The sequence below is a fragment of the Streptomyces sp. NPDC058701 genome (genome assembly GCF_042715295.1).
Classification (GTDB): Bacteria; Actinomycetota; Actinomycetes; order Streptomycetales; family Streptomycetaceae; genus Streptomyces.
In genome coordinates, this window is the sequence record NZ_JBHXSY010000010.1 from 169,486 (window position 1) to 190,655 (window position 21,170).

Genomic DNA, 21,170 nt, shown 5'->3' on the forward strand with positions numbered 1-21,170 from the left:
TAGCCGAGGCCGCGGACCGTCACCAGATAGCGCGGCGCACCCGGGTCCGGCTCGAACCCCTTCCGCGTGCGCCCCTCGCGCGGCGGGGCCCCAGGGGCCCCACCGGCTTCGGGACGCCGTGCCGGCCTCCGGCCGGCGCGCCGCGGGGCGTCCCGCGGCCTACGGCTCGAACTTGTAGCCGAGGCCGCGGACCGTCACCAGATAGCGCGGCGCACCCGGGTCCGGCTCGATCTTGGCCCGCAGCCGCTTGACGTGGACGTCGAGGGTCTTGGTGTCGCCCACGTAGTCGGCGCCCCACACCCGGTCGATCAGCTGCATGCGGGTCAGTACGCGGCCCGCGTTGCGCAGCAGCATCTCCAGCAGGTCGAACTCCTTCAGGGGGAGCTCCACCTTCCCGCCGGAGACGGTGACCACGTGGCGGTCGACGTCCATCCGTACGGGGCCGGCCTCCAGGGCCGCCGGAGTGACCTCCTCCGGCTCGCCGCGACGGCGCAGGACCGCCCGGATGCGGGCGACCAGCTCCCGCGAGGAGAACGGCTTGGTGACGTAGTCGTCGGCTCCTATCTCCAGGCCGACGACCTTGTCGATCTCGCTGTCCTTCGCCGTCACCATGATCACGGGGACGTTGGAGCGACCGCGCAGCTGCCGGCAGACCTCCGTGCCGGGCAGGCCGGGGAGCATCAGGTCGAGGAGGACGAGGTCGGCGCCGTTGCGCTCGAACTCGTCCAGTCCGTCGGGCCCGGTCGCGGCGATCGCGACCTCGAAGCCCTCCTTGCGGAGCATGTAGGACAGGGCGTCGCTGAAGGATTCCTCATCCTCGACGACGAGCACTCGGGTCACGGAAGGACCTCCGGGGCAGGGATGGCTGGTGCGGTGTGCGGTGCGGGTGCTGCGGCGTGCAGCGGTGGAGCGGATGCGGGGGCCGCCGTCGGGTCGGGCGCGGCGGCCTCGGGCAGCCGCAGGGTGAACGTGGAGCCCTGGCCCTCGGAGCTCCAGACCGACACCTCCCCGCCGTGCGAGGCCGCCACGTGCTTCACGATCGCGAGGCCGAGGCCCGTGCCTCCCGTGGCGCGGGAGCGGGCCGGGTCCACGCGGTAGAAGCGCTCGAAGATGCGCTCGCGGTCCTTTTCCGGGATGCCGATGCCCTGGTCGGTCACGGCTATCTCGATCAAGTCTCCACCCGGCGAGGTCACCCGGCGCGCGGCGATGCCGACGCGGGTGCGGGCGGGACTGTAGTTGACGGCGTTCTCCACCAGGTTTCCCAGGGCGGCCGCGAGCTGGCCGCGGTTCCCCCAGACGCGCAGGTCGGCGGTGCCGCCGGCGGCCATGGTGATCTGCTTGGAGGTCGCCGTGTGGCGGCAGCGGTCTATGGCCTCCGCCACCAGGGTGTCCACGCGCATCGGCTCGGCGTCCTCCAGCGGGTCGTCGTTCTGCACCCGGGAGAGGTCGATGAGCTCCTGTACGAGGTTGATCAGCCGGGTGGACTCGATCTGCATGCGGCCCGCGAAGCGGCTGACCGCCTCCGGGTCGTCCGAGGCGTCCATGACCGCCTCGGAGAGCAGGGAGATCGCGCCGACCGGCGTCTTGAGCTCGTGGGAGACGTTCGCGACGAAGTCGCGGCGTACGGCTTCGATGCGCCGGGCCTCCGTGAGGTCCTCGACCAGGAGGAGCACGAGGCGGGACCCCAGCGGGGCCACGCGCGCCGAGACCGCGAGGGCCTCGCCGCGGCCGGTGCCGCGCCGGGGCAGGTCGAGCTCGACCTGGCGTATCTCGCCGTCCCGGCGGGTGTCGCGGGCCATGTGCAGCATGGGTTCCACGGCGAGCTTGCCGCCGCGGACCAGCCCGAGGGCGTAGGCCGCCGAGCTGGCCTTGACGACGGCGTCGCCCTCGTCCAGTACGACGGCGGATGAGCGGAGCACGGAGAGGACGGTGTCCACTCCGGGGGGGAGTACCGCGTTGATGTCGGGGCGCATGGAGCTCCTGGTGGGGCGGGCTTGGTCGCGCTCGCTCCAGCGGAACGCCAGCATGGCGATGACACCGGTGCAAAGACCGGCTATCGCTGCAGCTGCGGCGACCGCCGCGTTCACGTCCATGCATCCAGGTTAAGCAGGCAGAACGACACTTCCACAGCCGTTCGGGTGGCACCTCGAACACTCGTCGCCCAGAGTTCACCCTGGCGACGGGGGTGATTCACTTGCGGTGCCGGAGTCGGACGCGTTTGCGGCCCACCGTGTCAACGTGGGGCAAGAGGCCGCCCCGGCCCGGCCCCCGGGCAGTAGCGCAGTAGGTCAAGAGAGGGACACCAGACATGCGTGACGCGTACCACGAGGAACTGGACTCGATCGGCGAGAGCCTGGTCGAAATGGCCCGGCTGGTCGGTTCCGCGATCGGGCGGGCCACGACGTCCATGCTCGACGCCGACCTGAAGCTCGCCGAGAGCGTGATCGCCGGCGACCAGAAGGTCGACGACCTCCAGCACGACCTGGAGGCCCGCGCCATCGCGCTGCTCGCCCGCCAGCAGCCGGTCGCCACCGACCTGCGCATCGTGGTGACCTCGCTGCGGATGAGCGCCGACCTGGAGCGCTCCGGCGACCTGGCGCAGCACGTGGCGAAGCTGGCCCGGCTCCGCTTCCCGGACACGGCGGTGCCGCGGGACCTGCACGCCACCATCCTGGAGATGGGGCAGCTGGCGCAGCGGCTGATGGCGAAGGCCGCCGAGGTGATCATCACGAAGGACGTCGACCTGGCGCTCCAGCTGGAGCAGGACGACGACGAGATGGACCAGCTGCACCGCACGCTGTTCCAGCACCTGATGGACGACCGGTGGAAGCACGGCATCGAGACGGCGGTGGACGTGACGCTGCTGGGCCGCTACTACGAGCGCTTCGCGGACCACGCGGTGTCGGTGGCGAAGCGGGTCGTCTACCTGGTGACGGGCGAGCACGCGGACGAGCTCCAGCCGCCGACCGCGGTCGAAGGCGTCTGACCGGGCTGCGGCAGGGCGGCCGGGCCGGGTCCCGGCGGTCCCGGCGGCGGCTCCGCCGGGTCCCGGCGGCGGCCATGGCGTACGGGCCGTGCGGGGCCCCGACCCAATGCGCCGTTGACGCGCCGGTGCGGCTGGGCATGAATGAGGCGAAGGCGGTCCGTCGTGCGAAGTCCCGTACGCCGCCTGCGAGGAGGAACCATGCCCGATTCCCCCGTCCCCATCACCCCGGAGCAGGAGCAGCCGCCGAGGCCGGAGCCGCTGCGGCTGCCCCTGCTCGCCGCCTGCGGCTGCGGCTCGGGCTGCGGCTGCGGGTGCCAGTCCGGCGCCCCGTGCCAGTGCGGCGGCTGAGCCGCCCGCCCGGTTCGACGCGTACAGGGCCCCGCCCCGGCACCCCCGGGCCGGGGCCTCTGCGCGTCCCGGGACGCGGCGGGGGCGGGGGCGAGGAGCACGCCGCCGGGCGCGAGGTGCTCCTCTCGCCTGTGCCTGCGGGAACGCCGCCGCCGAATCCGGGCGCCTACGGTTGTTGAGGACCTATCGCCTGGTCCTCATTACCGTGATGCGACAGGAGATGGCATGGCCTGCGTCCTGCCCTTGCGCGCACCAAGGGGGCCGCGAACGTGGACCGTGGTGGACTGCGCCTACAAGACGGTCGAGCCGGTGAAGGCGGTGCCAACCGCCCCCGCCAGGTCCTACTCCCCCGGCTCCCAGGCGCGGAGCAGGTCGAGCAGCCCTGCGTTTCCGTCAACGTGCAAGGAGTCGGCAGGGATACGGTCGTACAAGTAGAGGATCAACTCACTGGCCGTGCCATAAATGGAGGCGCCGGCTGCGTCCGAGTCCTCGCCAGTCGCGGCAGAGGGCGAAGGGATGCGGGTGGAGCGTGCGCCGTCGCCGTCGACCGTGAGGCGCCAGGAGCGGCCCTCGGCGGTGTGGAAGTCGAAGGCCGTGGGCTTGTGCGGCCAGGCGCTGGGCGTCGCGACGCAGGTAAACAGGAACTCCTCGACACCGTCGAGGGCGACCTCGGCCGGCAGCGGCTGCGGGGCGCCCGCAGCGAGCTGGGCGTCGTAGGTGTGCACCGCACTCTCCTGGACCCGGTGCCGGGCGACTCCGCCGGAGGTCCGCGGCGTCTGCAGGGCACTCCACCACGCCCAGCAGCTGGCGTCCGGTCCTGCCTCGCGCAGGGCGCTCAGCAGAAGCTGCGTCGATGCGGCCAGCCAGGCCAGCAGGACCTCACGCTCCCGCGGCACTTCCAGGGCGGCGCGCGCAGCGGCGGCCTCGGCCGGGGGAGCGTCGGCAGGCCCCGCGCCGACGATGGCGGCCCAGAAACGGTCTCCCCCACCCAGGTGCTTCACCAGATCGAACAGCGTCCACCCGGGGCAGGTATGCACCTGTGCGTCGAGACTGGGCGCGGCGGCGACCGCGGCGCGGAAGAAGGTCGACCGTTCATCGATCAGTCGCAGCAGGTCAGGAAACTCAAGATTCTCTTCCACGCCGGATGTCTATCACCGTGCTCCGGTGATCGGACAGCGATTTTCACAGTCGCCGCCGGTTGGCCATTGCGGACGTCCTCGCCTCCCACCGCCCACCTCAAGCAACTAAGCGAATTGACTGGCGTCCGAGAGTGTCCACAGCACCCACCCCCCGGCTCAGAGCATCCCCGCAGGTCAAGCAGTCCCTGGGCGGAGGCTCTGCGGACGCTACGCGCTCTACTCGGTACAGCCGAGATGAAGAGGCCACAGGGGCGCGGCCGTGCGATGAGCTGCGGTGACGTCCCGCCGGTCAGGCGCTCGCCCTTCGCGAGCTGCGGGATCGCCTTCCCGAACTGACCCGGGATCCATGCCCAACTCGACCCGTGGGACTCACCCTCAAGGTCTATGCCCACCTCATGCCGAGCAGCCGGGACCGTGCTCGGGAGGCTCTGGGCAAGGCTCTGCGGCCGGACGGTTCCCGAGGCTGAGGGCCCACAGTGGGCCCAGGGCAAACGAATGCCCCCGATCTGCGCCGTGTGCGCAGGTCGGGGGCATGATCGCTTTTCCTACTTCTTCTTGCCCTGGTTCTTGACCGCCTCGATCGCCGCCGCCGCGGCAGCCGGGTCGAGGTAGGTGCCGCCCGGGTTGAGGGGCTTGAACTCCGCGTCCAGCTCGTAGGCGAGCGGGATGCCGGTCGGGATGTTCAGGCCGGCGATGTCCTCGTCGGAGACGCCGTCCAGGTGCTTGACCAGCGCGCGCAGGGAGTTGCCGTGCGCGGCGACCAGGACCGTGCGGCCGGCGAGCAGGTCCGGGACGATGCCGTCGTACCAGTACGGGAGCATGCGGACGACGACGTCCTTCAGGCACTCCGTCTTGGGGCGCAGCTCCGGCGGGATCGTCGCGTAGCGCGGGTCCTCGGACTGCGAGTACTCCGTGCCGTCCTCGAGGGCCGGCGGCGGGGTGTCGTACGAGCGGCGCCACAGCATGAACTGCTCCTCGCCGAACTCGGCGAGGGTCTGGGCCTTGTCCTTGCCCTGGAGGGCGCCGTAGTGACGCTCGTTCAGGCGCCAGGAGCGGTGGACCGGAATCCAGTGGCGGTCGGCTGCCTCCAGCGCCATCTGCGCGGTGCGGATCGCGCGCTTCTGGAGCGAGGTGTGCACGACGTCGGGGAGCAGGCCGGCGTCCTTGAGCAGCTCACCGCCGCGGACCGCCTCCTTCTCGCCCTTCTCGTTGAGATTGACGTCCACCCAGCCGGTGAACAGGTTCTTCGCGTTCCACTCGCTCTCGCCGTGACGGAGCAGGATCAGCTTGTACGGTGCGTCGGCCATGCGTACGAGCCTAATGGACGCGCCGAGCCCCTCGCGCGCGGTGCTCACCCCCGTCGATTGACGCGGCGCGTCAATTCACTGGCGCCGACAGATCCCCGCTCGTAACGTGCACCGAGCAGGAGAGACGCTTACATCACCGGGGGGATTCCTTATGTCCGTTGCCAGTCTGAGACGGGCGGCCCGGGAGAGCGTGTCGGGGCTGCCGCGCGAGTTCTGGTGGCTGTGGACGAGCACCCTGGTGAACAGGCTCGGGGCCTTCGTCGCCACATTCATGACCTTGTACCTGACGATGGACCGCGGCTACTCGGCCTCCTTCGCGGGACTCGTGGTCGCCCTCCACGGCCTCGGCGGCGTGATCTCCTCGCTGGTCGCGGGCGTGATGACCGACCGGCTGGGGCGCCGGCCCACGCTGATGGCGGCGCAGGCGTCGACGGCCCTGTCGGTGGCGCTGCTCGGCTTCATGGAGCACCCGGCGGCGATCGCGGCCGTGGCGCTGCTGGTCGGCATGACCTCGAACGCCTCGCGGCCCGCCGTGCAGGCGATGATGGCCGACATCGTGCGGCCCGAGGACCGGGTGCGGGCCTTCGCGCTCAACTACTGGGCGATCAACCTGGGCTTCGCGATCTCCGCGACGGTGGCCGGCTTCGTCGCCGAGTACAGCTACCTCGCCGGCTTCCTGGGCGAGGCGGCGCTGACGCTGGTGTGCGCGGTGCTGGTGTACGTCAAGCTCCCCGAGTCCCGGCCCGACAAGGGCGCCGACGCGGCGGCCGCGGACGCGGAGGTCGGGCTGGGCACGGTGCTGCGCGACGGACGCTTCATGGGGGTCGTCGGGCTGTCGTTCCTGATCTCGCTGATCTTCATGCAGGGGTCGTTCGGGCTGCCGCTGGCCATGGGCGCCGCCGGTTTCTCCACCGGGGACTACGGCCTGGTCATCGCCGTGAACGGGGTGCTGATCGTGCTGTTGCAGATCCCGGTCACCCGCTTCATCGAGCACCGCGACCCGCAGAGGCTGCTGGTGCTCTCGGCGCTGCTCGCGGGGTACGGCTTCGGGCTCACCGCCTTCGGCGGTTCCCTGGGGGGCATCGCGCTGACCGTCTGCGTCTGGACGCTGGCCGAGATCATCAACTCGCCGACGCAGATGGGCCTGGTCGTACGGCTGTCCCCGCTGCACGGGCGCGGCCGCTACCAGGGCATGTACACGATGTCGTGGGCGGTGGCCTCGCTGGTCGCACCGCTGCTGGCGGGCTGGGTCATCGACCGGTTCGGCGCGCAGTGGCTGTGGGGTACGACGGCGCTCCTGGGGACGGTCGCGGGGCTCGGGTACTGGCTGCTGATGCGGAACCTCCCGCCGGCGCCCGGCGCCGACGGAACCGCCCCCGCGGAGCACGCGGCCGACGGGCCCGCCGCCGCGGATCCGGCTCCCGGTTCCGGCGGCGACCCCGTCGGGCTGCCGCTGCCCGGGCCGGCCGTGTCGCCCGCGCCCTCCTCCGCGTAGGACCGCGGGACCGCGGCCGCGGGACCGCAGCCCATCGGGGCCGTAGGACCTCGGCCCCGGCGTTACTCCGACGGGCGGGTCAGGTGCTTGAACGCGTCGAGGTTGTGGGTGGGCTCGCCGCGCGAGACGCGCCAGTCGTACTCGCGGCGGATCGCGCTCGCGAAGCCCAGCTCCAGCAGGGTGTTGAAGGCGCCGTCCGCCCCCTCCAGGACCGTGCCCAGCAGGCGGTCCAGCTCCTCCGGGGTGACCACGGAGAGGGGGAGGCGGCCCGTCAGGTAGACGTCGCCGAGGCGGTCGACCGCGTAGCCGAGCCCGTACAGCTTGAGGTTGCGCTCCAGCAGCCAGCGGTGGACGGCCGGCTCGTTCTCGTCGGGGTGGCGGATCACGAAGGCGTTGACCGACAGCGAGTGCCGGCCGATCCGGAGCGAGCAGGTGGTGCTCAGCTTGCGGGTGCCGGGGAGCTGGACGACGTACGAACCCGGTGACGGGCTCTCCCACGACAGTCCGGCCTCGGTCAGGGTGCTCTCGACGATCGCGGCGGTGTCAGCCATGGTGGGAGCGTACGCGACGACGATGATCATGCATGGCAGCGGTGTAGACGTCCGCCGTGCCGCTCGCGGCCGTGTCCCAGCCGAAGAACTGCGCGTGCCGCGCGGCCTCGCCGCCCATCCGGTCGGCGAGCCCGGGCTCGTCCACGAAACGGCGCAGCTGCCGGGCGTAGTCCACCGGGTCGTGGCCGGGTACGAGGATGCCCGTCACCCCGTCGTTGACGGCGACGGGCAGCCCGCCGACCGCGGCGGCCAGGACCGGGGTGCCCGCGGCCTGCGCCTCGATGGCGACGAGCCCGAAGGACTCGTTGTACGAGGGCATGACCAGCACGGACGCGGCCCGGAACCAGTCGGCGAGCTGGTCCTGCCCGACCGGCGGGTGGAAGTGGACCAGGTCGGCTATGCCCAGCCGGGCGGCGAGCTTCTGCAGGCCCTCCGGCTTGGCGAGGCCGCTGCCGCTGGGCCCGCCGACGACGGGCACGTGCAGGCGGCGGCGGAGCGAGGGGTCGCGGTCGACGAGCTCGGCGACGGCCCGCAGCAGGATGTCGGGGGCCTTCAGCGGCTGGATGCGGCCGGCGAACAGGGGTATGACGGCGTCCTGCGGCAGCCCGAGGCGGGCGCGGGCGGCGGCGCGGCCGTCGCCGACGGTGAAGCGGTCGAGATTCACGCCGGGGTGGACGACGGCCACCTTGCCGGGGTCCGCCTCGTAGTGGCGTACGAGCTCGTCGGCCTCCTCGGCGGTGTTCGCGATGAGGCGGTCGGCGGCGGCGACGATCTGGGTCTCGCCGATGACGCGGGCGGCGGGCTCGGGCGTGTCACCCTCGGCCAGCGCCGCGTTCTTGACCTTGGCCATGGTGTGCATGGCGTGGACGAGCGGGACGCCCCAGCGTTCGGCGGCGAGCCAGCCGACGTGGCCGGAGAGCCAGTAGTGGGAGTGGACGAGGTCGTAGTAGCCGGGGCGGTGCCCGGCCCAGGCCTGCATGACGCCGTGCGTGAAGGCGCACAGCTGGGCCGGGAGCTCCTCCTTGGCGAGGCCCTCGTACGGGCCCGCGTCGACGTGCCGCACCAGTACTCCGGGCGCGAGGTCGACGACGGCCGGGAGGCCGCCGGTGGTGGCCCGGGTGAAGATCTCGACCTCTATGTTGATCGCGGCGAGGCGCTTGGCCAGCTCGACGATGTACACGTTCATCCCGCCGGCGTCGCCGGTGCCGGGCTGGTGCAGCGGCGAGGTGTGCACGCTGAGCATGGCCACACGGCGCGGCTTGCGATGGTGGCCGACGGCCGGCAGGCGCAGCCGCGGGGGCTCGTGGCGGGTGGCGCGCGCGGCGGCGAGGCGGCCGCTGATGCTGCCGCCGAGACGGGACACGTACTGGCTCAAGGGAGCAGTTCCTCTCGCTCTGACGATGCTCGGACGGACGGCGCGGCGGGACCGCCCCGGGGCGCGCTCCCGGCGTCGGCACCACGCTGTGCCGACGCTGGACGGCATGACCGCGGGGCTCGGACGGCATGACGACAGGGGCGCGGTCGGCGCCCTGCACCGAGTGCAACCCGAACGGCCGTCCCCCGCATTCCGGGGGGAGGGGACTTTCCTCATCTTTGCCGGAGGGTTGCCGGATTTTTATCCTGCGCGTGCGCTCCGCTTACGCTCGGCCCATGGCCTCCCGCACCACCCCGCCCCCTTCCGGGGGCCGATCCGACCGCGCCGACCGCGCCGGCCGCCCGGACCGCTCCGAGCGCCCGGGCCGCCCGGTGGGCGCGGTGACGCGCGGGACGACCAACCCGAACCGGTTGCGCCGGATGGACCGCTGGATCGCCGCGACGCACGGAGCCGCGCTGCGGCGCGCCGGGGCGCCGGTCGCCGTCGACCTCGGGTACGGGGCCGCGCCCTGGACCGCGGTGGAGCTGATGGCGCGGCTGCGGGAGGCGGCGCCGCGCGTGCGCGTCGTCGGCGTCGAGATCGAACCGGCGCGGGTCGCGGCCGCGAAGCCGTACGAGCGGGAGGGCCTCGCATTCCGGCACGGCGGTTTCGAGGTACCGCTGGACGGCGGGGAGCGTCCCGCGCTGATCCGCGCGGCGAACGTGCTGCGCCAGTACGACGAGGACCAGGTCGCGCAGGTCTGGGCGCGGCTGTGCGGGCGGCTGGCGCCGGACGGGCTGCTGGTGGAGGGGACCTGCGACGAGATCGGGCGGCGGCACGTGTGGGTCGCGCTGGGTCCGGAGGGGGCGCGCACGGTGACGTTCGCGACCCGGCTGGGCTCCCTGGAGCGCCCCTCGGACCTGGCCGAGCGGCTGCCGAAGGCGCTGATCCACCGGAACGTGCCGGGCGAGCCGGTGCACGCGTTCCTCCGCGACTTCGACCGGGCGTGGGCGGCGGCGTCCCCGTACGCCTCGTACGGGGCGCGGCAGCGCTGGATCCGGACGGCGCGGGCCCTGGCGGCGGACTGGCCGCTGGCGGACGGGCCGGGGCGCTGGCGCCAGGGGGAACTGACGGTGCGCTGGGAGGCCTTGCGGCCCCTGGGGTGAGGTCGCGGGAGCCCCGGGACAGTCGGAGCGGGGCGCGGCGGACGGGGAACCGGGAACGCGGGCTGCCCGTTGGGGCGTCAGGGACGGTGCGTGCGGGGGTCGGTGGGGAGCGGGAGGCTCGACGGTGCTCCGGCGGCCTTCCTGTTCATTCCCTGTGGGATCGCTGTGGCGTTGCGTCGGACGGGTGGGATCCGGCGGTTATCCACAAGGGTGTTGGAATTCACCGACTCGTGGCACCATCCCGAAAGCAGTGAAAAGTTACTGATGAATAGTCAGATCCGTTACAGGATCCGACTCGGGTGCCTGGGGGGACCATGGTGGCCGTAAGGCGACGGCACGGCGCAAGCACGCTCGTACTGCTCTGCGCGATGGCGATAGTGACGGCCCCCGGCCTCGCGGCGGGCGTGGCGCACGCGGCGCCGGCAACCCCCGCGGTGCCGGCCGCTCCCGGCGCCCCGGCGGCGCCGGCCCCCCTGCCCGGCGCCAAGTCGCTGGAGCAGGTCCGCAAGGACATAGAGGAGCTGTACCGCCAGGCCGGCAGCGCGACGGACGCCTTCAACCTGGCCGAGTCCGAGACCAAGGCGCAGTCCGAGAAGATCGTCGAGATCGCCAACCTCGTCGTCGCCGGGCAGAACCGCATCACCGCCCTGAAGGGACGCGCGGGCGCCGCCGCCCGCGCCCAGTACCGCTCGGGCGGCCTGCCGGCCGGCGCGGAGCTGGCGCTCAGCGAGAACCCGGGCCAGTACCTCGACGGCGCGGGACGGCTGCGGCAGGGCGAGAAGGCGGCCTCCGACCTCCTGTCCGAACTCGACCGTACACAGGCCGACTTGCGGCAGTACGCGATGGACGCGGCGGCGCACTGGGCGACGCTGGAGGCCAACCGCGTCAAGCAGGAGACCGCGAAGAAGCAGGTCGAGGAGAAGATCAAGGCGGCGGAGGAGCTGGAGAGCAAGCTGGAGGCCGAGGAGAAGGCCCGGCTGATCCAGCTGGAGCAGGAAGCCCAGTACAAGGCGCAGACGGCGTGGCTGTCCACGGGCGCGATGAAGGACGTCAAGGGCACGGCGACGGACGCGGGAAGGCGGGCGGTCCAGTTCGCCACCGCCCAGATCGGCAAGCCGTACATCTGGGGCGCGGTCGGCCCGGACTCGTTCGACTGCTCCGGCCTGACCTCCAAGGCGTGGCTGGCGGCGGGCAAGGGCATCCCGCGCACCTCTCAGGAGCAGCTGCGGCTGCTGCCGAAGGTCGCGCTCAAGGACATGCGGCCGGGCGACCTGATCATCTACTTCGACGACGCGAGCCACGTCGGGATGTACGTAGGCGACGGCGCGATGGTCCACGCCCCGCGGCCGGGCCGGCACGTGACGATGGCGGGGGCGGGCTCGATGCCGATCAAGGCGGTCGTCCGCCCGGACGCATAGGCACTGCCCGGACCGCCCGTGCACCGGCGGCCGGGCAGGCCGGGCGGCTAGACAGCCGGGCGGCTTCGGGGGGCCGGGCAGGCCGGGCGGCTCCGGGCGGCTCCGGGCACTCGGGGCTCCGGCGTCCGGGGAGTTCCGGATACTCCGGCGTCCGCGCCCGGGGAGTTCCGGATACTCCGGTGCTCCGGGGCTGCAGCGCTCCCCCGCTCCGGTACTCCGGCCAACCGGGGCCCCGGCCGCCCCGCGCTTCCGGACAGGGGTGGCGCCGGTCACTCCGGCAGCCCCGGCCACCCGCGCCGCCCGGCGGTTCCAGCCCCGTGGCGAAGAACACGCTCCCGGCAGCCCCCGTGCGAGGCGGCCGCGTCGGTCGCCCCGGCACCGCCGGACCGCGCGGAACGCGCCGCCGCGGCCGGGGAACGGGCCTACGGGAAGGTGGGATCGGCCGGCGGAGGCAACCAACCCGCCGCCCGCAGCGTCTCGCTTCACGGGACGGACCCCGGGCCGCCGTGACATTGGTCATCCAGTGAGGCCGATTTTCCCCCGCGATAACGGCATATGACGGAGGCCCCGGACGGGACCGGCATTCCGCTCCCCGGTCCCGGACCGCTAGGGTCTGCCGGACGAGCGCACCCTCGGGGGGAGGGAAGGAACCGGAGACGATGCCCGTACCCGTACCGCGGCAGAGGGACACCCCGGCCGCGGAGAGCGATCAGGCCGTTCTGCACACCGCCACACCGCCTGCGGCCGCACCCACCACGCTGGTCGCCGCACCGGTGGTCCCGCGGACGGGCCCGCTGACGGCCCCGCCCGCCGCCCCGCTGACCCTCCTGGTCATCCAGGACGACCCCGCGGGCGGCCTCACCGTCCCTGAGGTCCTCGACGCCGACGGCCACCGCATCCGGCTCCGTACCGCCCGCAACCTCACCGAGGCCGCGCGCCTGCTCACGCCCGACGTGCACTGCATCCTGCTGGACCTGTCGCTGCCCGCCCCGGGATCCGCCGACGACGACCTGGCCGCGCTCCGCCAGGTCCTCGGGCTCGCGCCCCACCACGCCGTCATCGTCCTCACTTCCGAGACCGACGCCGAGCGGGCGGCCGAAGCCGTACGCGTCGGCGCCCAGGACTTCCTCTTCCGGGACGAGATGGACGGCCGGCTGCTGAGCCGCGCCATCCGGTACGCCGTGGAGAGAAAACGGGCCGACATCGCCCAGTACAAGCTCGCAGAATCGAAACTGCGCGCCCAGGAGAACGCCCGCCTGGAGCGCGGTCTGCTCCCCAACCCCCTGCTGGAGGGCTCCGACCTCCGCTTCGCGGCCCGCTACCGCCCCGGTCGCAGCCGTGCGCTCCTCGGCGGGGACTTCTACGACACCGTCCGCACGCCCGACGGCACCGTCCACGCCATGATCGGCGACGTCTGCGGCCACGGCCCCGACGAAGCCGCCCTCGGCGTCGAGCTGCGGATCGCCTGGCGGGCGCTGACCCTGGCCGGCCTGTGCGGCGACGACCTGCTCGCCACGCTCCAGGAGGTCCTGGAGGTCGAGCGCCCCTGCGACGAGATCTTCGCGACGCTGTGCACGGTGGACATCGCCCCGGACGGCCGCCGCGCGGGCCTGTGCCTCGCCGGCCACCCGGCGCCGCTGATATCCCGGCCGGGCAGCCCCGCCCGGCTGCTCCCGTACGAGAACAGCGGGCCTGCGCTCGGCCTGCTGCCCCGGGCCCGCTGGCCGCGCCGCCAGGTCGAGCTCGGCGGCGCCTGGAGCCTGATGCTGTACACCGACGGCCTCATCGAGGGCCGGATCGGCGAGGGCCGGGAGCGCCTCGGCCAGGACGGCATGGTCGAGATGATCAACCGGCACCTGGACGACGGACTGACGGGCGAGGCGCTGCTGGAGGCCTCCGTCACCGAGGCCCGCCGGCTCAACGGCGGCGAGCTCACGGACGACGTGGCCGTGGTCCTGCTGTCCCGCGCGGGCGGCTGAGCCGGCCGGCCCGCGCAGGTCGGCGTCACCCGACCGCGTCACCGGCCCGCGTCGGCGGGCCCGCCTACCGGCTCACGTCACCGGCCGCCGTTGTAGGGCCCGTACGGCCCGTCGCTGCTGCTTCCGCCCCGGCGCCGGCCGCCGCCCGAGACCTGCTTGAGGGCCGGGCGCACGTCGACGAAGAAGACGATGGTCGCGACCAGTCCCGCGATCTGCAGGAACAGCATGCCCAGGAAGAAGTCCACGAGCACGGTGATGCCGAGGAGGACCATCCAGAAGGTCTTGCTCTGCTTCTCCGCGGCGCGGTAGGCGTCCTCACGGGCCACCAGCGCCATGACGAAGGCCACGACGGCGAGCACCAGCATGGCCAGTCCCAGCAACGGGACCACACCTCGATCGAACCCGTCCATCAACCACATCGCGATGACCGCTTTCTCCCGCTCCGCACGCCGGACGGCGTCTGCCTCCACGCTACCGGCAGTGGTTCCTCCACGGAGAGCACAACGGGCCGGACACCCGTCAAGGTGCCCGGCCCGCCACGTGTCATGCGGGTCAGCTCGCGTCGCCCTGCGCGGCGGCGGTCTTCTTCGTGGTGCTCTTGCGCGCCGCGGGCTTCTTCGCGGCGGACTTCTCCCCACCGGCGGCCACCTCGGCGGCGACCGGCTCGGCGGCCACCGGCTCGGTGACGACGGCGGTACCGGACGCGGACCCCGGCGCGGGCTCGACGGCCACGGCGATCTCGACGATCTCGTCGGAGACCTCGCCGCGCCAGGTCCGGACGGCCTGCTCGCCGTGCTCGGCGACCTTGTCGTACGTCTCCTTGGCGCGCACCGCGTACTCGGCGGCCACACCGACACCGCGCAGCGCCAGGTCCTGCGCGGTCTCACCGAACTTCTTCGGGTCGATCGCGCCGAACACCTCGGCGACCTTCGCGGAGACCGCCTCCTGCGCCTCCTTGGCCGCGTCCCGGGCCTTCTCCTGCACGACCTTCGGGTCGGTGTTCTTGACCGCCTCGATGCGCGCGGGGGCCTCGGCGCGCAGCTGCTCGATGAGCCCCGGCACCTTCTTGGCCTGCTGCACGGCCAGGTCGGCGGTGCCGGCGGCGAAGTAGAGCGGGGTGGGGTCGGTGAGGGTCTTCTTCAGGTCATCGGCGATGGCCATGTGCGGGTCCTCCCGGATCCATGTCGGTTCGTCTTCTACGGCATCTCGTCGGCGGACGCGTCGGGCGCCCCGGCCGCGGCGGCCGTACCGGCCGTGTCGAGCGCGTTCTCCTTGCGGAAGGACTCGTAGATCTGGAGCAGCACCTGCTTCTGCCGCTCGTTGATGGACGGGTCGGCGAGGATCACGGCCCGCGTCTCCACCTCGTCCCGGTCCCGCTCGTCCAGGATCCCGGCCTGCACGTACAGCGTCTCCGCGGAGATCCGCAGCGCCTTGGCGAGTTGCTGGAGGATGTCCGCGGACGGCTTGCGCAGCCCGCGCTCGATCTGGCTCAGGTACGGATTCGACACGCCCGCGGCCTCGGACAGCTGCCGCAGCGAGAGCTGGGCCTGCCGACGCTGTTCGCGGAGGTATTCGCCGAGGTTTCCGACGTTGAGCGATGCCATGCCCCGATCCTGCCCGAGCTTGCTAACTATTGCAAGCAGGCGCTTGCAACATCTAGCAGCGCGGGGCCGTGGCGATCGCAAGCGTCGCGTGCAGCTCCTCCGACGTCGCCGTGCGGACCTCCAGGCCCGCCGAGGACAGGGCCGCGGCCGTTCGCCGGGACTGGCGGGCGCTCGTCTCGATCAGCAGGTGCCCGCCCGGGGCCAGCCAGGGCGGGGCCCCCGCCGCGACCCGGCGGTGGACGTCCAGGCCGTCCGCGCCGCCGTCCAGGGAGACCAGCGGCTCGTGGTCCCGGGCCTCCGCTGGCATCAGCGCCACCTCCCCCGTCGGGACGTACGGGGCGTTCACCACCAGGAGGTCCACCCGGCCCCGCAGCGCGGCCGGCAGCGGCCCGTACAGGTCGCCCTCCCACACCGTGCCGCCGTACGGGGCCACGTTGCGGCGCGCGTACGCCACCGCCACCGGGTCGATGTCCGCCGCGTGCAGCTCCACCCCGCCCGGCACCCGCGCCGCGACCGCCGCGCCCAGGGCGCCGACCCCGCAGCACAGGTCCAGCACCACCGCGCCGGGCCGGGCCAGCGCCACCGCCTCCCGCACCAGGAACTCGGTGCGCCGGCGCGGTACGAACGCCCCCGTCCCCACCTCCACGCGCAGTCCGCAGAACTCCGCCCAGCCCACCACGTGTTCGAGCGGCTCGCCCGCGACCCGGCGGGCCACCATGCCCGCCAGGTGGCCGTCGTCCCGCGCGGCCGAGACCAGCAGTCCGGCCTCCTCCTCGGCGAAGACGCAGCCGGCCGCGCGCAGCCGGTCCACAAGCGACGTCGAAAGCGTCAAGTACCTCAGTCCTCGCTCCTCGGTCGGGTCGGGTCGGGTTGTGTCGGGTCGGGTTGTGTCGGGTCGCGTCGTGTCCGGTCGTGTCCGGTCGTGTCCGGTCCCGTTCCCGGTACCCGTCTGCGGCCCGCCCGGTCAGAAGACGTCCGGGCACCACGGCCTCCGCGCGGTGCGGAACACCGCGTCCGCCAGCGCGACCGCCCCCGGGCGCTCCTCCGTGATCCGCCCGAGCAGGGCCAGGCGTACCGCGGACTCGTCGCCGAGGTAGAGGGAGCCCAGCGCCGACGCGTCCAGCCGCAGGTCCGCCGGGTCCGCGGTGCGCTCGCACGCGCCGTTGGCCGCGTCCAGCCGGTAGCGGCCGTCCGCGAGGCCCGCCGCGTCCGTCACCTCCAGGACCAGCACCCCCGGTACGGCGTACGTCCGCGCGCCCAGCGCCCGTACGACGTCCAGCACCCGCACCCACAGGAAGTCGGCCGTGGTCACCAGCGCCGCGGCCCGCGGGTCGGGCAGCAGCTGCGCGACGAGGTCGTCGGGCGCCCGGAAACCGGTGCGGACCTTGGCCACCCAGTCGATGGAGCACAGGAAGTGCCACAGCGCCCGCTCCGCGTCCGCAGTGATCGCGAGCAGCTGCTTGACCTGCACGGTGTTCTTCGGGAGCTTCGCGTCCGTCCAGTGCCCGTCGGCGGCGTAGACGGCGAGGCCGGCCACCTCGCCCGCGGCCGTCCGGTACACGGCGTGGAACTGCTCCTTGTACGGGCGGTACGAGATCTCCTCCGCGCCCGTCGCCAGGCTCCACCAGCGCGCGTCGCGGTCCACCGCGCCGTGGGTGGCCGCCCGCAGCCGCTCGTGCAACCCGGGGCCGATCCGGCGGGCCTCGGCGGCGTCGACCAGGTCGATGCGGCCGCCGTCGGCGGGCACCGACCAGCGGGGGTCCAGCCCGGTCCGCGGTACGTCGATCTCCCATTCCGAGACGGAGGCGGCGGGCCCGTACCCGTACCGCCCGTAGATCGGGTACTCGGCGGCGATCAGTGTCGACAGCACGTCGCCGCGGTCCCGGGCGGCGGTCAGCTCGGCGGTCATCATGCGGGTCAGCAGACCGCGGCGGCGGTGCGTGGGCAGCACGGTGACGTTGGTGACCGCGCTGGAGCCGACGGCCGCGCCGCCGGGCACGGTCAGCTCCTGCGGGAACGAGCGGAAGGTGGCCACGCAGCGTCCCGTATCGGGGTCGAACGCGCCCTGGGTGCGTGCGAAATCGCCGCGCCGGGCCCGCTGGGCGACGTCGGACTCGGTCACCCCGGCGGCTTCCAGGAAGCCGGTGTTCACGGTCCGCAGCCAGTCGGGGAGTTCGGATTCAGCGATCGGCCGGACGTCAGCGCTCATGCCGGACCACGCTAATCGGCGCACCTGCCCGCGTCGCCCGAATTCCGGCCCCCGGACGCGCGGGAGGGGGCCGAACGTGCTCACGCCAGCAGGTCGTCCACCTGCGCCTCCCCCTCCCGGTATCTCCGGGTGATCTCGGCGCTGCAGTCGTCCGCCGTGCGCTGGAGCTGCTGCCGGCGCCGCGAGACCTGCTGCTCGTACCGGATCAGACGGCCCAGCCCGTCGTGGAGCTCGCCGTCGGTGCGGGCGCCCAGGTCCGAGAGCTCCACGTCGGACAGCATCTCCGCCGCCAGCAGCCGGTACTCCTCGCCGTGCGGGGTGCCGAGCGTGACGTGCCGGGCGGAGGCGCTGCGGCTGGAGGGGGCGTCGGCGAGGATCTCCGAGAGCCGGTCCACCACCGGCGCCTCGGGGTCGGTGCGCCGGGCGAGTTCGGCCCGCAGGATGTCGATGCGGCCCTGCAACAGCCGCCGTACGTAGCTCAGATCGGCCTCGTCGCGCTGCGCGTCGCGGCGCAGCGCGCGCAGTTCCGGCAGTCCGAGCGCGGTGGTCGGCGTCGGCGGGACCGCGTTCTCGGCGGTGCGCTGCGCGGGCGGTCGTACCGCGGCAGCGGACACGGAAGCGGGTGCAGCAGGTACGGAGGTACCAGAAGTATTCATACGAACGAGCCCGTCCCCTCGACCGGTGCGGCGCACAGGCACCGCCTGCGTGCATCGTGCCACTCTCCGTGGCCCGGGTGCAGTCCCAGTCCACCCGATCGGCCCCGGACGGGTGCACGCCTGGTACACAGGGGGTATGCGAGCAGTGGTGCAGAGGGTGGACGGCGCGAGCGTCGTCGTGGCCGGCGAGACCGTCGGGGAGATCGTCGGCGAGGGACTGTGCGTGCTGGTGGGGGTGACCCACGACGACACGCCGGAGAAGGCCGCGCTGCTGGCGCGCAAGCTCTGGTCCGTTCGGATCCTCGAGGCGGAGAAGTCCTGCAGCGACGTGGACGCGCCGCTGCTGGTGATCTCCCAGTTCACGCTCTACGGGGACGCCCGCAAGGGCCGCCGCCCCACCTGGAACGCGGCCGCGCCCGGCCCGGTCGCCGAACCGCTGGTGGACGAGGTCGTGGCGCAGCTGCGGGCGCTGGGCGCGACGGTGGAGACGGGCCGCTTCGGCGCGGACATGCGGGTCTCGCTCACCAACCACGGCCCGTTCACCATCGTCATCGACATCTAGCGCGACAGCGCCGTCACCCGGGGCGCTACGGCGCTACGGCGCTACGGCGCTACGACGACCTCCTGCGCGGCGGCCGTGCCGCCCACCAGCAGCGGCGCGTCCACCGGTACGTTCCGCTTGACCAGCGCGAGGGCGATGGGGCCGAGCTCGTGGTGGCGCACCGAGGTGGTCACGAAGCCGAGCTGGCGGCCCTCCTCGCCGTCGGCGGCGAGCCGGACCGGGGCGCCGTGCGCCGGGAGCAGCACCTCGGAGCCGTCCAGGTGGAGGAAGACCAGGCGGCGCGGGGGCTTCCCCAGGTTGTGGACGCGGGCGACCGTCTCCTGGCCGCGGTAGCAGCCCTTCTGGAGGTGCACGGCCGTACCGATCCAGCCCAGCTCGTGCGGGATGGTGCGGTGGTCGGTCTCCAGGCCGAGCCGGGGCCGGTGCGCCTCGACGCGCAGGGCCTCGTACGCGAGGAGCCCGGCGGCCGGGCCGTGCGAGGCGGCGAAGGACTCCAGCTCGGCGCGGGGCAGGAAGACGTCGCGTCCGTGGGCGGTCTCCCGTACGGCGTGCTCCTTGGCGACCTCGGCGATGGAGCCGGCGGGCAGGTGCACGACCGCGAACTCCTCGGTGCGGTCGGCGACTTCCACCCGGTAGAAGAACTTCATGGACTCCAGGTAGGCGATCAGCTCCGCCTGGGTGCCGGGCTCCACGTGCGCCCACGTGGTCTCGCCGTCGTCGACGAGGTAGAGCGCGTGCTCGATGTGACCGTTGGCGGAAAGGATCAGGGCCTCGGTGGCCTGGCCGGCCGGCAGCTCGGTGAGGTGCTGGGTGAGCAGCAGGTGCAGCCAGCTGAGGCGCTCGGCCCCGGTCACGGTGACGACACCGCGGTGGGAGAGGTCGACGAAGCCGCGGCCGTCGGCGAGGGTCCGCTGTTCGCCGTACAGCTCGCCGTAGTGGGCGGCGACGCCCTCGTCGCGGCCTTCGGCCTGCACGGCGCCGGGGAGGTGGAGCAAGGGGCTGCTGGTCATGGGACCAAGCGTACGACTCGGCTACGCCTGCGCGGCACGGTGTGCCGCCGCGCATTTCTTGCAGAGGCCGAAGATCGCGAAGTGCTTCATGTCGGTCTCGAATCCGAAGGTCGCGCGGAGCTTGGCGGTGAACTCGGCGGCGACGTCCACGTCGGCCTCGATCACGTCGGCGCAGTCCCGGCAGACCAGGTGCATGTGGTGGTGCCGGTCGGCCAGGTGGTACGTCGGGGCGCCGTGACCGAGGTGCGCGTGCGAGACGAGCGCGAGCTCCTCCAGGAGCTCCAGCGTCCGGTACACGGTGGAGATGTTGATCCCGGAGGCGGTCTTGCGCACCTGGACGAGGATCTCGTCCGGGGTGGCGTGCTCCAGGTGGTCGACGGCCTCCAGTACGAGCTGGCGCTGGGGAGTGAGCCGGTACCCGCGCCGGCGCAGGTCGGTCTTCCAGTCGGTGCCCTCGGTGCCTTCGGCGTGCTCGGTCCTCACCACCCGGCCAGTGTAAGCGCGCGGAGGGGACCGCGGGCGGTCCCGCGGTCCCCTCGTCGCACAGTCCGGCGGATGCGCGTCAGCGGAAGAAGGCGATGCCGTCGTCCGGCATGTCCGGGAGGTTGCGCGCCATCTCGGCGACCTCCTCGGGCGTGACGACCTTCTTCAGCTGGGCCGACATGTACGGACGCAGCTCGACGTCGGGGGTGGCCTTCTCCCCGACCCACATCAGGTCGCTCTTCACGTACCCGTAGAGCCGCTTTCCGCCGCTGTACGGGCCGGAGGCCGCGGTGCGGGCGACGGCGTCGGTGGCCAGGTCGATCTGGGGCTTCTGGTCGGCGAGCTCGCCGTACCAGACCTCGACGACGCCCTGGTCGCGGACCATGACGATCTCGACCTTGCGGTCCTTGTCGATGCGCCAGTAGCCCGACTCGGACTCCAGCGGCCGCACCTTCTTGCCGTCGGCGTCGAGGACCCAGGTGTGGGAGGTGTACTCCAGGAAGTCCCGGCCGTCGTGGCTGAAGACGACCTCCTGGCCGAAGTTGCACTTCTCCTCACCGGGGAAGTCGAAGACTCCCGCGCCCTCCCAGTTGCCCAGGAGGAAGGCGAGCGGGACGAGGCCCGGGTTCAGGTCGGACGGGATCTGGATCATGAATGGCTGCTCAGGCGATCTGTCGGAGGGGTTCCGGGGCGGTCAGCTGCGCGGACGCTCAGCGCTGACCCTGGTACAGCTTCTTGACGGCGAGACCGGTGAAGGCCATCACGCCGACGCAGACCAGGACCAGCAGGGAGGTGAAGACTGCCTCAAGCACGGGGTGCTCCTCGGAGGATTCGGTGCGGTGTACGGGCCGGTCCCCAAGCCTACTGGCCCGGGGACCGGCGCACTCTGCGAGGTCCGCCCTA

The 21,170-nt window shown here is 72.8% G+C and carries 22 protein-coding genes and 1 pseudogene; 8 read left to right on the forward strand and 15 right to left on the reverse strand.

The features are described from left to right. Positions 1-159: 159 nt before the first annotated feature. Both ACFWW8_RS14045 and ACFWW8_RS14050 read right to left on the reverse strand, forming a co-directional pair. Entirely contained in the window at positions 160-840 is a 681-nt protein-coding gene (locus tag ACFWW8_RS14045) for a response regulator (RefSeq protein ID WP_386527951.1), read from the reverse strand. Then, positions 837-2,093: a sensor histidine kinase gene (locus tag ACFWW8_RS14050; protein ID WP_386527953.1), complete on the reverse strand. Its 1,257-nt coding sequence runs from the start codon at positions 2,091-2,093 to the stop codon at positions 837-839. Before ACFWW8_RS14050 ends, ACFWW8_RS14045 begins: the two co-directional genes overlap by 4 nt. Before the next feature lie 215 nt (positions 2,094-2,308). Between ACFWW8_RS14050 and phoU the strand changes: the two genes are divergently transcribed. Both phoU and ACFWW8_RS14060 read left to right on the forward strand, forming a co-directional pair. After that, positions 2,309-2,986, forward strand: coding sequence for a phosphate signaling complex protein PhoU (gene phoU / locus ACFWW8_RS14055; protein ID WP_383918359.1), 678 nt, complete (start codon positions 2,309-2,311; stop codon positions 2,984-2,986). 198 nt (positions 2,987-3,184) lie between these two features. Further along, positions 3,185-3,334: a hypothetical protein gene (locus ACFWW8_RS14060; protein ID WP_167344738.1), complete on the forward strand. Its 150-nt coding sequence runs from the start codon at positions 3,185-3,187 to the stop codon at positions 3,332-3,334. Between the two features lie 341 nt (positions 3,335-3,675). On the opposite strand, the gene ACFWW8_RS14065 is transcribed toward ACFWW8_RS14060, so the two are convergent. Then, on the reverse strand, positions 3,676-4,473 hold the full coding sequence (locus ACFWW8_RS14065; RefSeq protein ID WP_386527955.1) for a maleylpyruvate isomerase family mycothiol-dependent enzyme: 798 nt from the start codon (positions 4,471-4,473) through the stop codon (positions 3,676-3,678). 365 nt (positions 4,474-4,838) lie between these two features. Between ACFWW8_RS14065 and ACFWW8_RS14070 the strand changes: the two are divergent. Beyond that, positions 4,839-4,940 (forward strand): annotated as a pseudogene (locus ACFWW8_RS14070) (integrase); the annotation flags it as partial. 78 nt (positions 4,941-5,018) lie between these two features. Here the strand turns inward: ACFWW8_RS14070 and ACFWW8_RS14075 are convergent. After that, positions 5,019-5,780, reverse strand: coding sequence for a phosphoglyceromutase (locus tag ACFWW8_RS14075; RefSeq protein WP_386527957.1), 762 nt, complete (start codon positions 5,778-5,780; stop codon positions 5,019-5,021). Between the two features lie 151 nt (positions 5,781-5,931). On the opposite strand from ACFWW8_RS14075, the gene ACFWW8_RS14080 reads away from it, so the two are divergent. Next, positions 5,932-7,275: an MDR family MFS transporter gene (locus ACFWW8_RS14080; protein WP_386527960.1), complete on the forward strand. Its 1,344-nt coding sequence runs from the start codon at positions 5,932-5,934 to the stop codon at positions 7,273-7,275. A gap of 62 nt (positions 7,276-7,337) precedes the next feature. Here ACFWW8_RS14080 and ACFWW8_RS14085 read toward each other — a convergent pair whose 3' ends face one another. Continuing rightward, positions 7,338-7,826, reverse strand: coding sequence for a YbjN domain-containing protein (locus ACFWW8_RS14085; RefSeq protein WP_386527962.1), 489 nt, complete (start codon positions 7,824-7,826; stop codon positions 7,338-7,340). Beyond that, positions 7,819-9,201, reverse strand: coding sequence for a D-inositol-3-phosphate glycosyltransferase (mshA, locus tag ACFWW8_RS14090; protein ID WP_386527965.1), 1,383 nt, complete (start codon positions 9,199-9,201; stop codon positions 7,819-7,821). The genes ACFWW8_RS14085 and mshA overlap by 8 nt, the downstream gene beginning before the upstream one ends. A 419-nt stretch (positions 9,202-9,620) precedes the next feature. On the opposite strand from mshA, the gene ACFWW8_RS14095 reads away from it, so the two are divergent. The 3 genes from ACFWW8_RS14095 (at position 9,621) to ACFWW8_RS14105 (ending at position 13,743) form a co-directional block, all read left to right on the forward strand. Next, positions 9,621-10,346, forward strand: a complete 726-nt coding sequence (locus ACFWW8_RS14095) for a class I SAM-dependent methyltransferase (protein WP_386528130.1) — start codon at positions 9,621-9,623, stop codon at positions 10,344-10,346. Positions 10,347-10,714: 368 nt separating this feature from the next. Then, the gene (locus tag ACFWW8_RS14100) at positions 10,715-11,764 is read left to right on the forward strand and encodes an NlpC/P60 family protein (protein WP_386527967.1); all 1,050 of its coding nucleotides are present in this window, start codon (positions 10,715-10,717) and stop codon (positions 11,762-11,764) included. Between the two features lie 659 nt (positions 11,765-12,423). After that, positions 12,424-13,743: a PP2C family protein-serine/threonine phosphatase gene (locus ACFWW8_RS14105; protein ID WP_386527970.1), complete on the forward strand. Its 1,320-nt coding sequence runs from the start codon at positions 12,424-12,426 to the stop codon at positions 13,741-13,743. Positions 13,744-13,820: 77 nt separating this feature from the next. Here the strand turns inward: ACFWW8_RS14105 and ACFWW8_RS14110 are convergent, their stop codons facing one another. The 6 genes from ACFWW8_RS14110 to ACFWW8_RS14135 form a co-directional block, all read right to left on the reverse strand. Beyond that, positions 13,821-14,162, reverse strand: a complete 342-nt coding sequence (locus ACFWW8_RS14110) for a DUF2516 family protein (protein WP_351271248.1) — start codon at positions 14,160-14,162, stop codon at positions 13,821-13,823. Positions 14,163-14,295: 133 nt separating this feature from the next. Then, the gene (locus ACFWW8_RS14115; RefSeq protein ID WP_386527972.1) at positions 14,296-14,904 is read right to left on the reverse strand and encodes a hypothetical protein; all 609 of its coding nucleotides are present in this window, start codon (positions 14,902-14,904) and stop codon (positions 14,296-14,298) included. Positions 14,905-14,939: 35 nt separating this feature from the next. Beyond that, a complete protein-coding gene (locus ACFWW8_RS14120; protein WP_386527974.1) occupies positions 14,940-15,347 on the reverse strand; it encodes a helix-turn-helix domain-containing protein in 408 nt (135 codons plus the stop codon). Positions 15,348-15,399: 52 nt separating this feature from the next. Continuing rightward, positions 15,400-16,179, reverse strand: coding sequence for a putative protein N(5)-glutamine methyltransferase (locus ACFWW8_RS14125; RefSeq protein ID WP_386527976.1), 780 nt, complete (start codon positions 16,177-16,179; stop codon positions 15,400-15,402). A gap of 132 nt (positions 16,180-16,311) precedes the next feature. Then, complete coding sequence (locus tag ACFWW8_RS14130; RefSeq protein ID WP_386527978.1) at positions 16,312-17,556, reverse strand: GNAT family N-acetyltransferase; 1,245 nt, start codon at positions 17,554-17,556, stop codon at positions 16,312-16,314. Between the two features lie 80 nt (positions 17,557-17,636). After that, entirely contained in the window at positions 17,637-18,212 is a 576-nt protein-coding gene (locus ACFWW8_RS14135) for an AmfC protein (RefSeq protein WP_386527981.1), read from the reverse strand. 136 nt (positions 18,213-18,348) lie between these two features. Here ACFWW8_RS14135 and dtd point away from each other — a divergent pair, with 136 nt between their 5' ends. Beyond that, a complete protein-coding gene (gene dtd / locus ACFWW8_RS14140; protein ID WP_328299532.1) occupies positions 18,349-18,774 on the forward strand; it encodes a D-aminoacyl-tRNA deacylase in 426 nt (141 codons plus the stop codon). A gap of 41 nt (positions 18,775-18,815) precedes the next feature. Here dtd and ACFWW8_RS14145 read toward each other — a convergent pair whose 3' ends face one another. From ACFWW8_RS14145 to ACFWW8_RS14155, 3 genes are all read right to left on the reverse strand, one after another. Next, entirely contained in the window at positions 18,816-19,784 is a 969-nt protein-coding gene (locus ACFWW8_RS14145) for a YgfZ/GcvT domain-containing protein (protein WP_386527984.1), read from the reverse strand. Positions 19,785-19,805: 21 nt separating this feature from the next. Beyond that, entirely contained in the window at positions 19,806-20,270 is a 465-nt protein-coding gene (locus tag ACFWW8_RS14150; RefSeq protein ID WP_386527987.1) for a Fur family transcriptional regulator, read from the reverse strand. Positions 20,271-20,346: 76 nt separating this feature from the next. Next, complete coding sequence (locus tag ACFWW8_RS14155) at positions 20,347-20,919, reverse strand: FABP family protein (protein WP_386527989.1); 573 nt, start codon at positions 20,917-20,919, stop codon at positions 20,347-20,349. Positions 20,920-21,170: the final 251 nt, after the last annotated feature.

Coding starts and splice junctions, on each gene's coding strand:
- ACFWW8_RS14050 (WP_386527953.1), bottom strand. CDS start 2,093: ATGGACGTGAACGCGGCGGTCGCCGCAGCTGCAGCGATAGCCGGTCTT.
- phoU (WP_383918359.1), top strand. CDS start 2,309: ATGCGTGACGCGTACCACGAGGAACTGGACTCGATCGGCGAGAGCCTG.
- ACFWW8_RS14060 (WP_167344738.1), top strand. CDS start 3,185: ATGCCCGATTCCCCCGTCCCCATCACCCCGGAGCAGGAGCAGCCGCCG.
- ACFWW8_RS14075 (WP_386527957.1), bottom strand. CDS start 5,780: ATGGCCGACGCACCGTACAAGCTGATCCTGCTCCGTCACGGCGAGAGC.
- ACFWW8_RS14080 (WP_386527960.1), top strand. CDS start 5,932: ATGTCCGTTGCCAGTCTGAGACGGGCGGCCCGGGAGAGCGTGTCGGGG.
- ACFWW8_RS14085 (WP_386527962.1), bottom strand. CDS start 7,826: ATGGCTGACACCGCCGCGATCGTCGAGAGCACCCTGACCGAGGCCGGA.
- ACFWW8_RS14095 (WP_386528130.1), top strand. CDS start 9,621: ATGGACCGCTGGATCGCCGCGACGCACGGAGCCGCGCTGCGGCGCGCC.
- ACFWW8_RS14100 (WP_386527967.1), top strand. CDS start 10,715: ATGGCGATAGTGACGGCCCCCGGCCTCGCGGCGGGCGTGGCGCACGCG.
- ACFWW8_RS14105 (WP_386527970.1), top strand. CDS start 12,424: ATGCCCGTACCCGTACCGCGGCAGAGGGACACCCCGGCCGCGGAGAGC.
- ACFWW8_RS14110 (WP_351271248.1), bottom strand. CDS start 14,162: ATGTGGTTGATGGACGGGTTCGATCGAGGTGTGGTCCCGTTGCTGGGA.
- ACFWW8_RS14115 (WP_386527972.1), bottom strand. CDS start 14,904: ATGGCCATCGCCGATGACCTGAAGAAGACCCTCACCGACCCCACCCCG.
- ACFWW8_RS14120 (WP_386527974.1), bottom strand. CDS start 15,347: ATGGCATCGCTCAACGTCGGAAACCTCGGCGAATACCTCCGCGAACAG.
- ACFWW8_RS14130 (WP_386527978.1), bottom strand. CDS start 17,556: ATGAGCGCTGACGTCCGGCCGATCGCTGAATCCGAACTCCCCGACTGG.
- ACFWW8_RS14135 (WP_386527981.1), bottom strand. CDS start 18,212: ATGAATACTTCTGGTACCTCCGTACCTGCTGCACCCGCTTCCGTGTCC.
- dtd (WP_328299532.1), top strand. CDS start 18,349: ATGCGAGCAGTGGTGCAGAGGGTGGACGGCGCGAGCGTCGTCGTGGCC.
- ACFWW8_RS14145 (WP_386527984.1), bottom strand. CDS start 19,784: ATGACCAGCAGCCCCTTGCTCCACCTCCCCGGCGCCGTGCAGGCCGAA.
- ACFWW8_RS14155 (WP_386527989.1), bottom strand. CDS start 20,919: ATGATCCAGATCCCGTCCGACCTGAACCCGGGCCTCGTCCCGCTCGCC.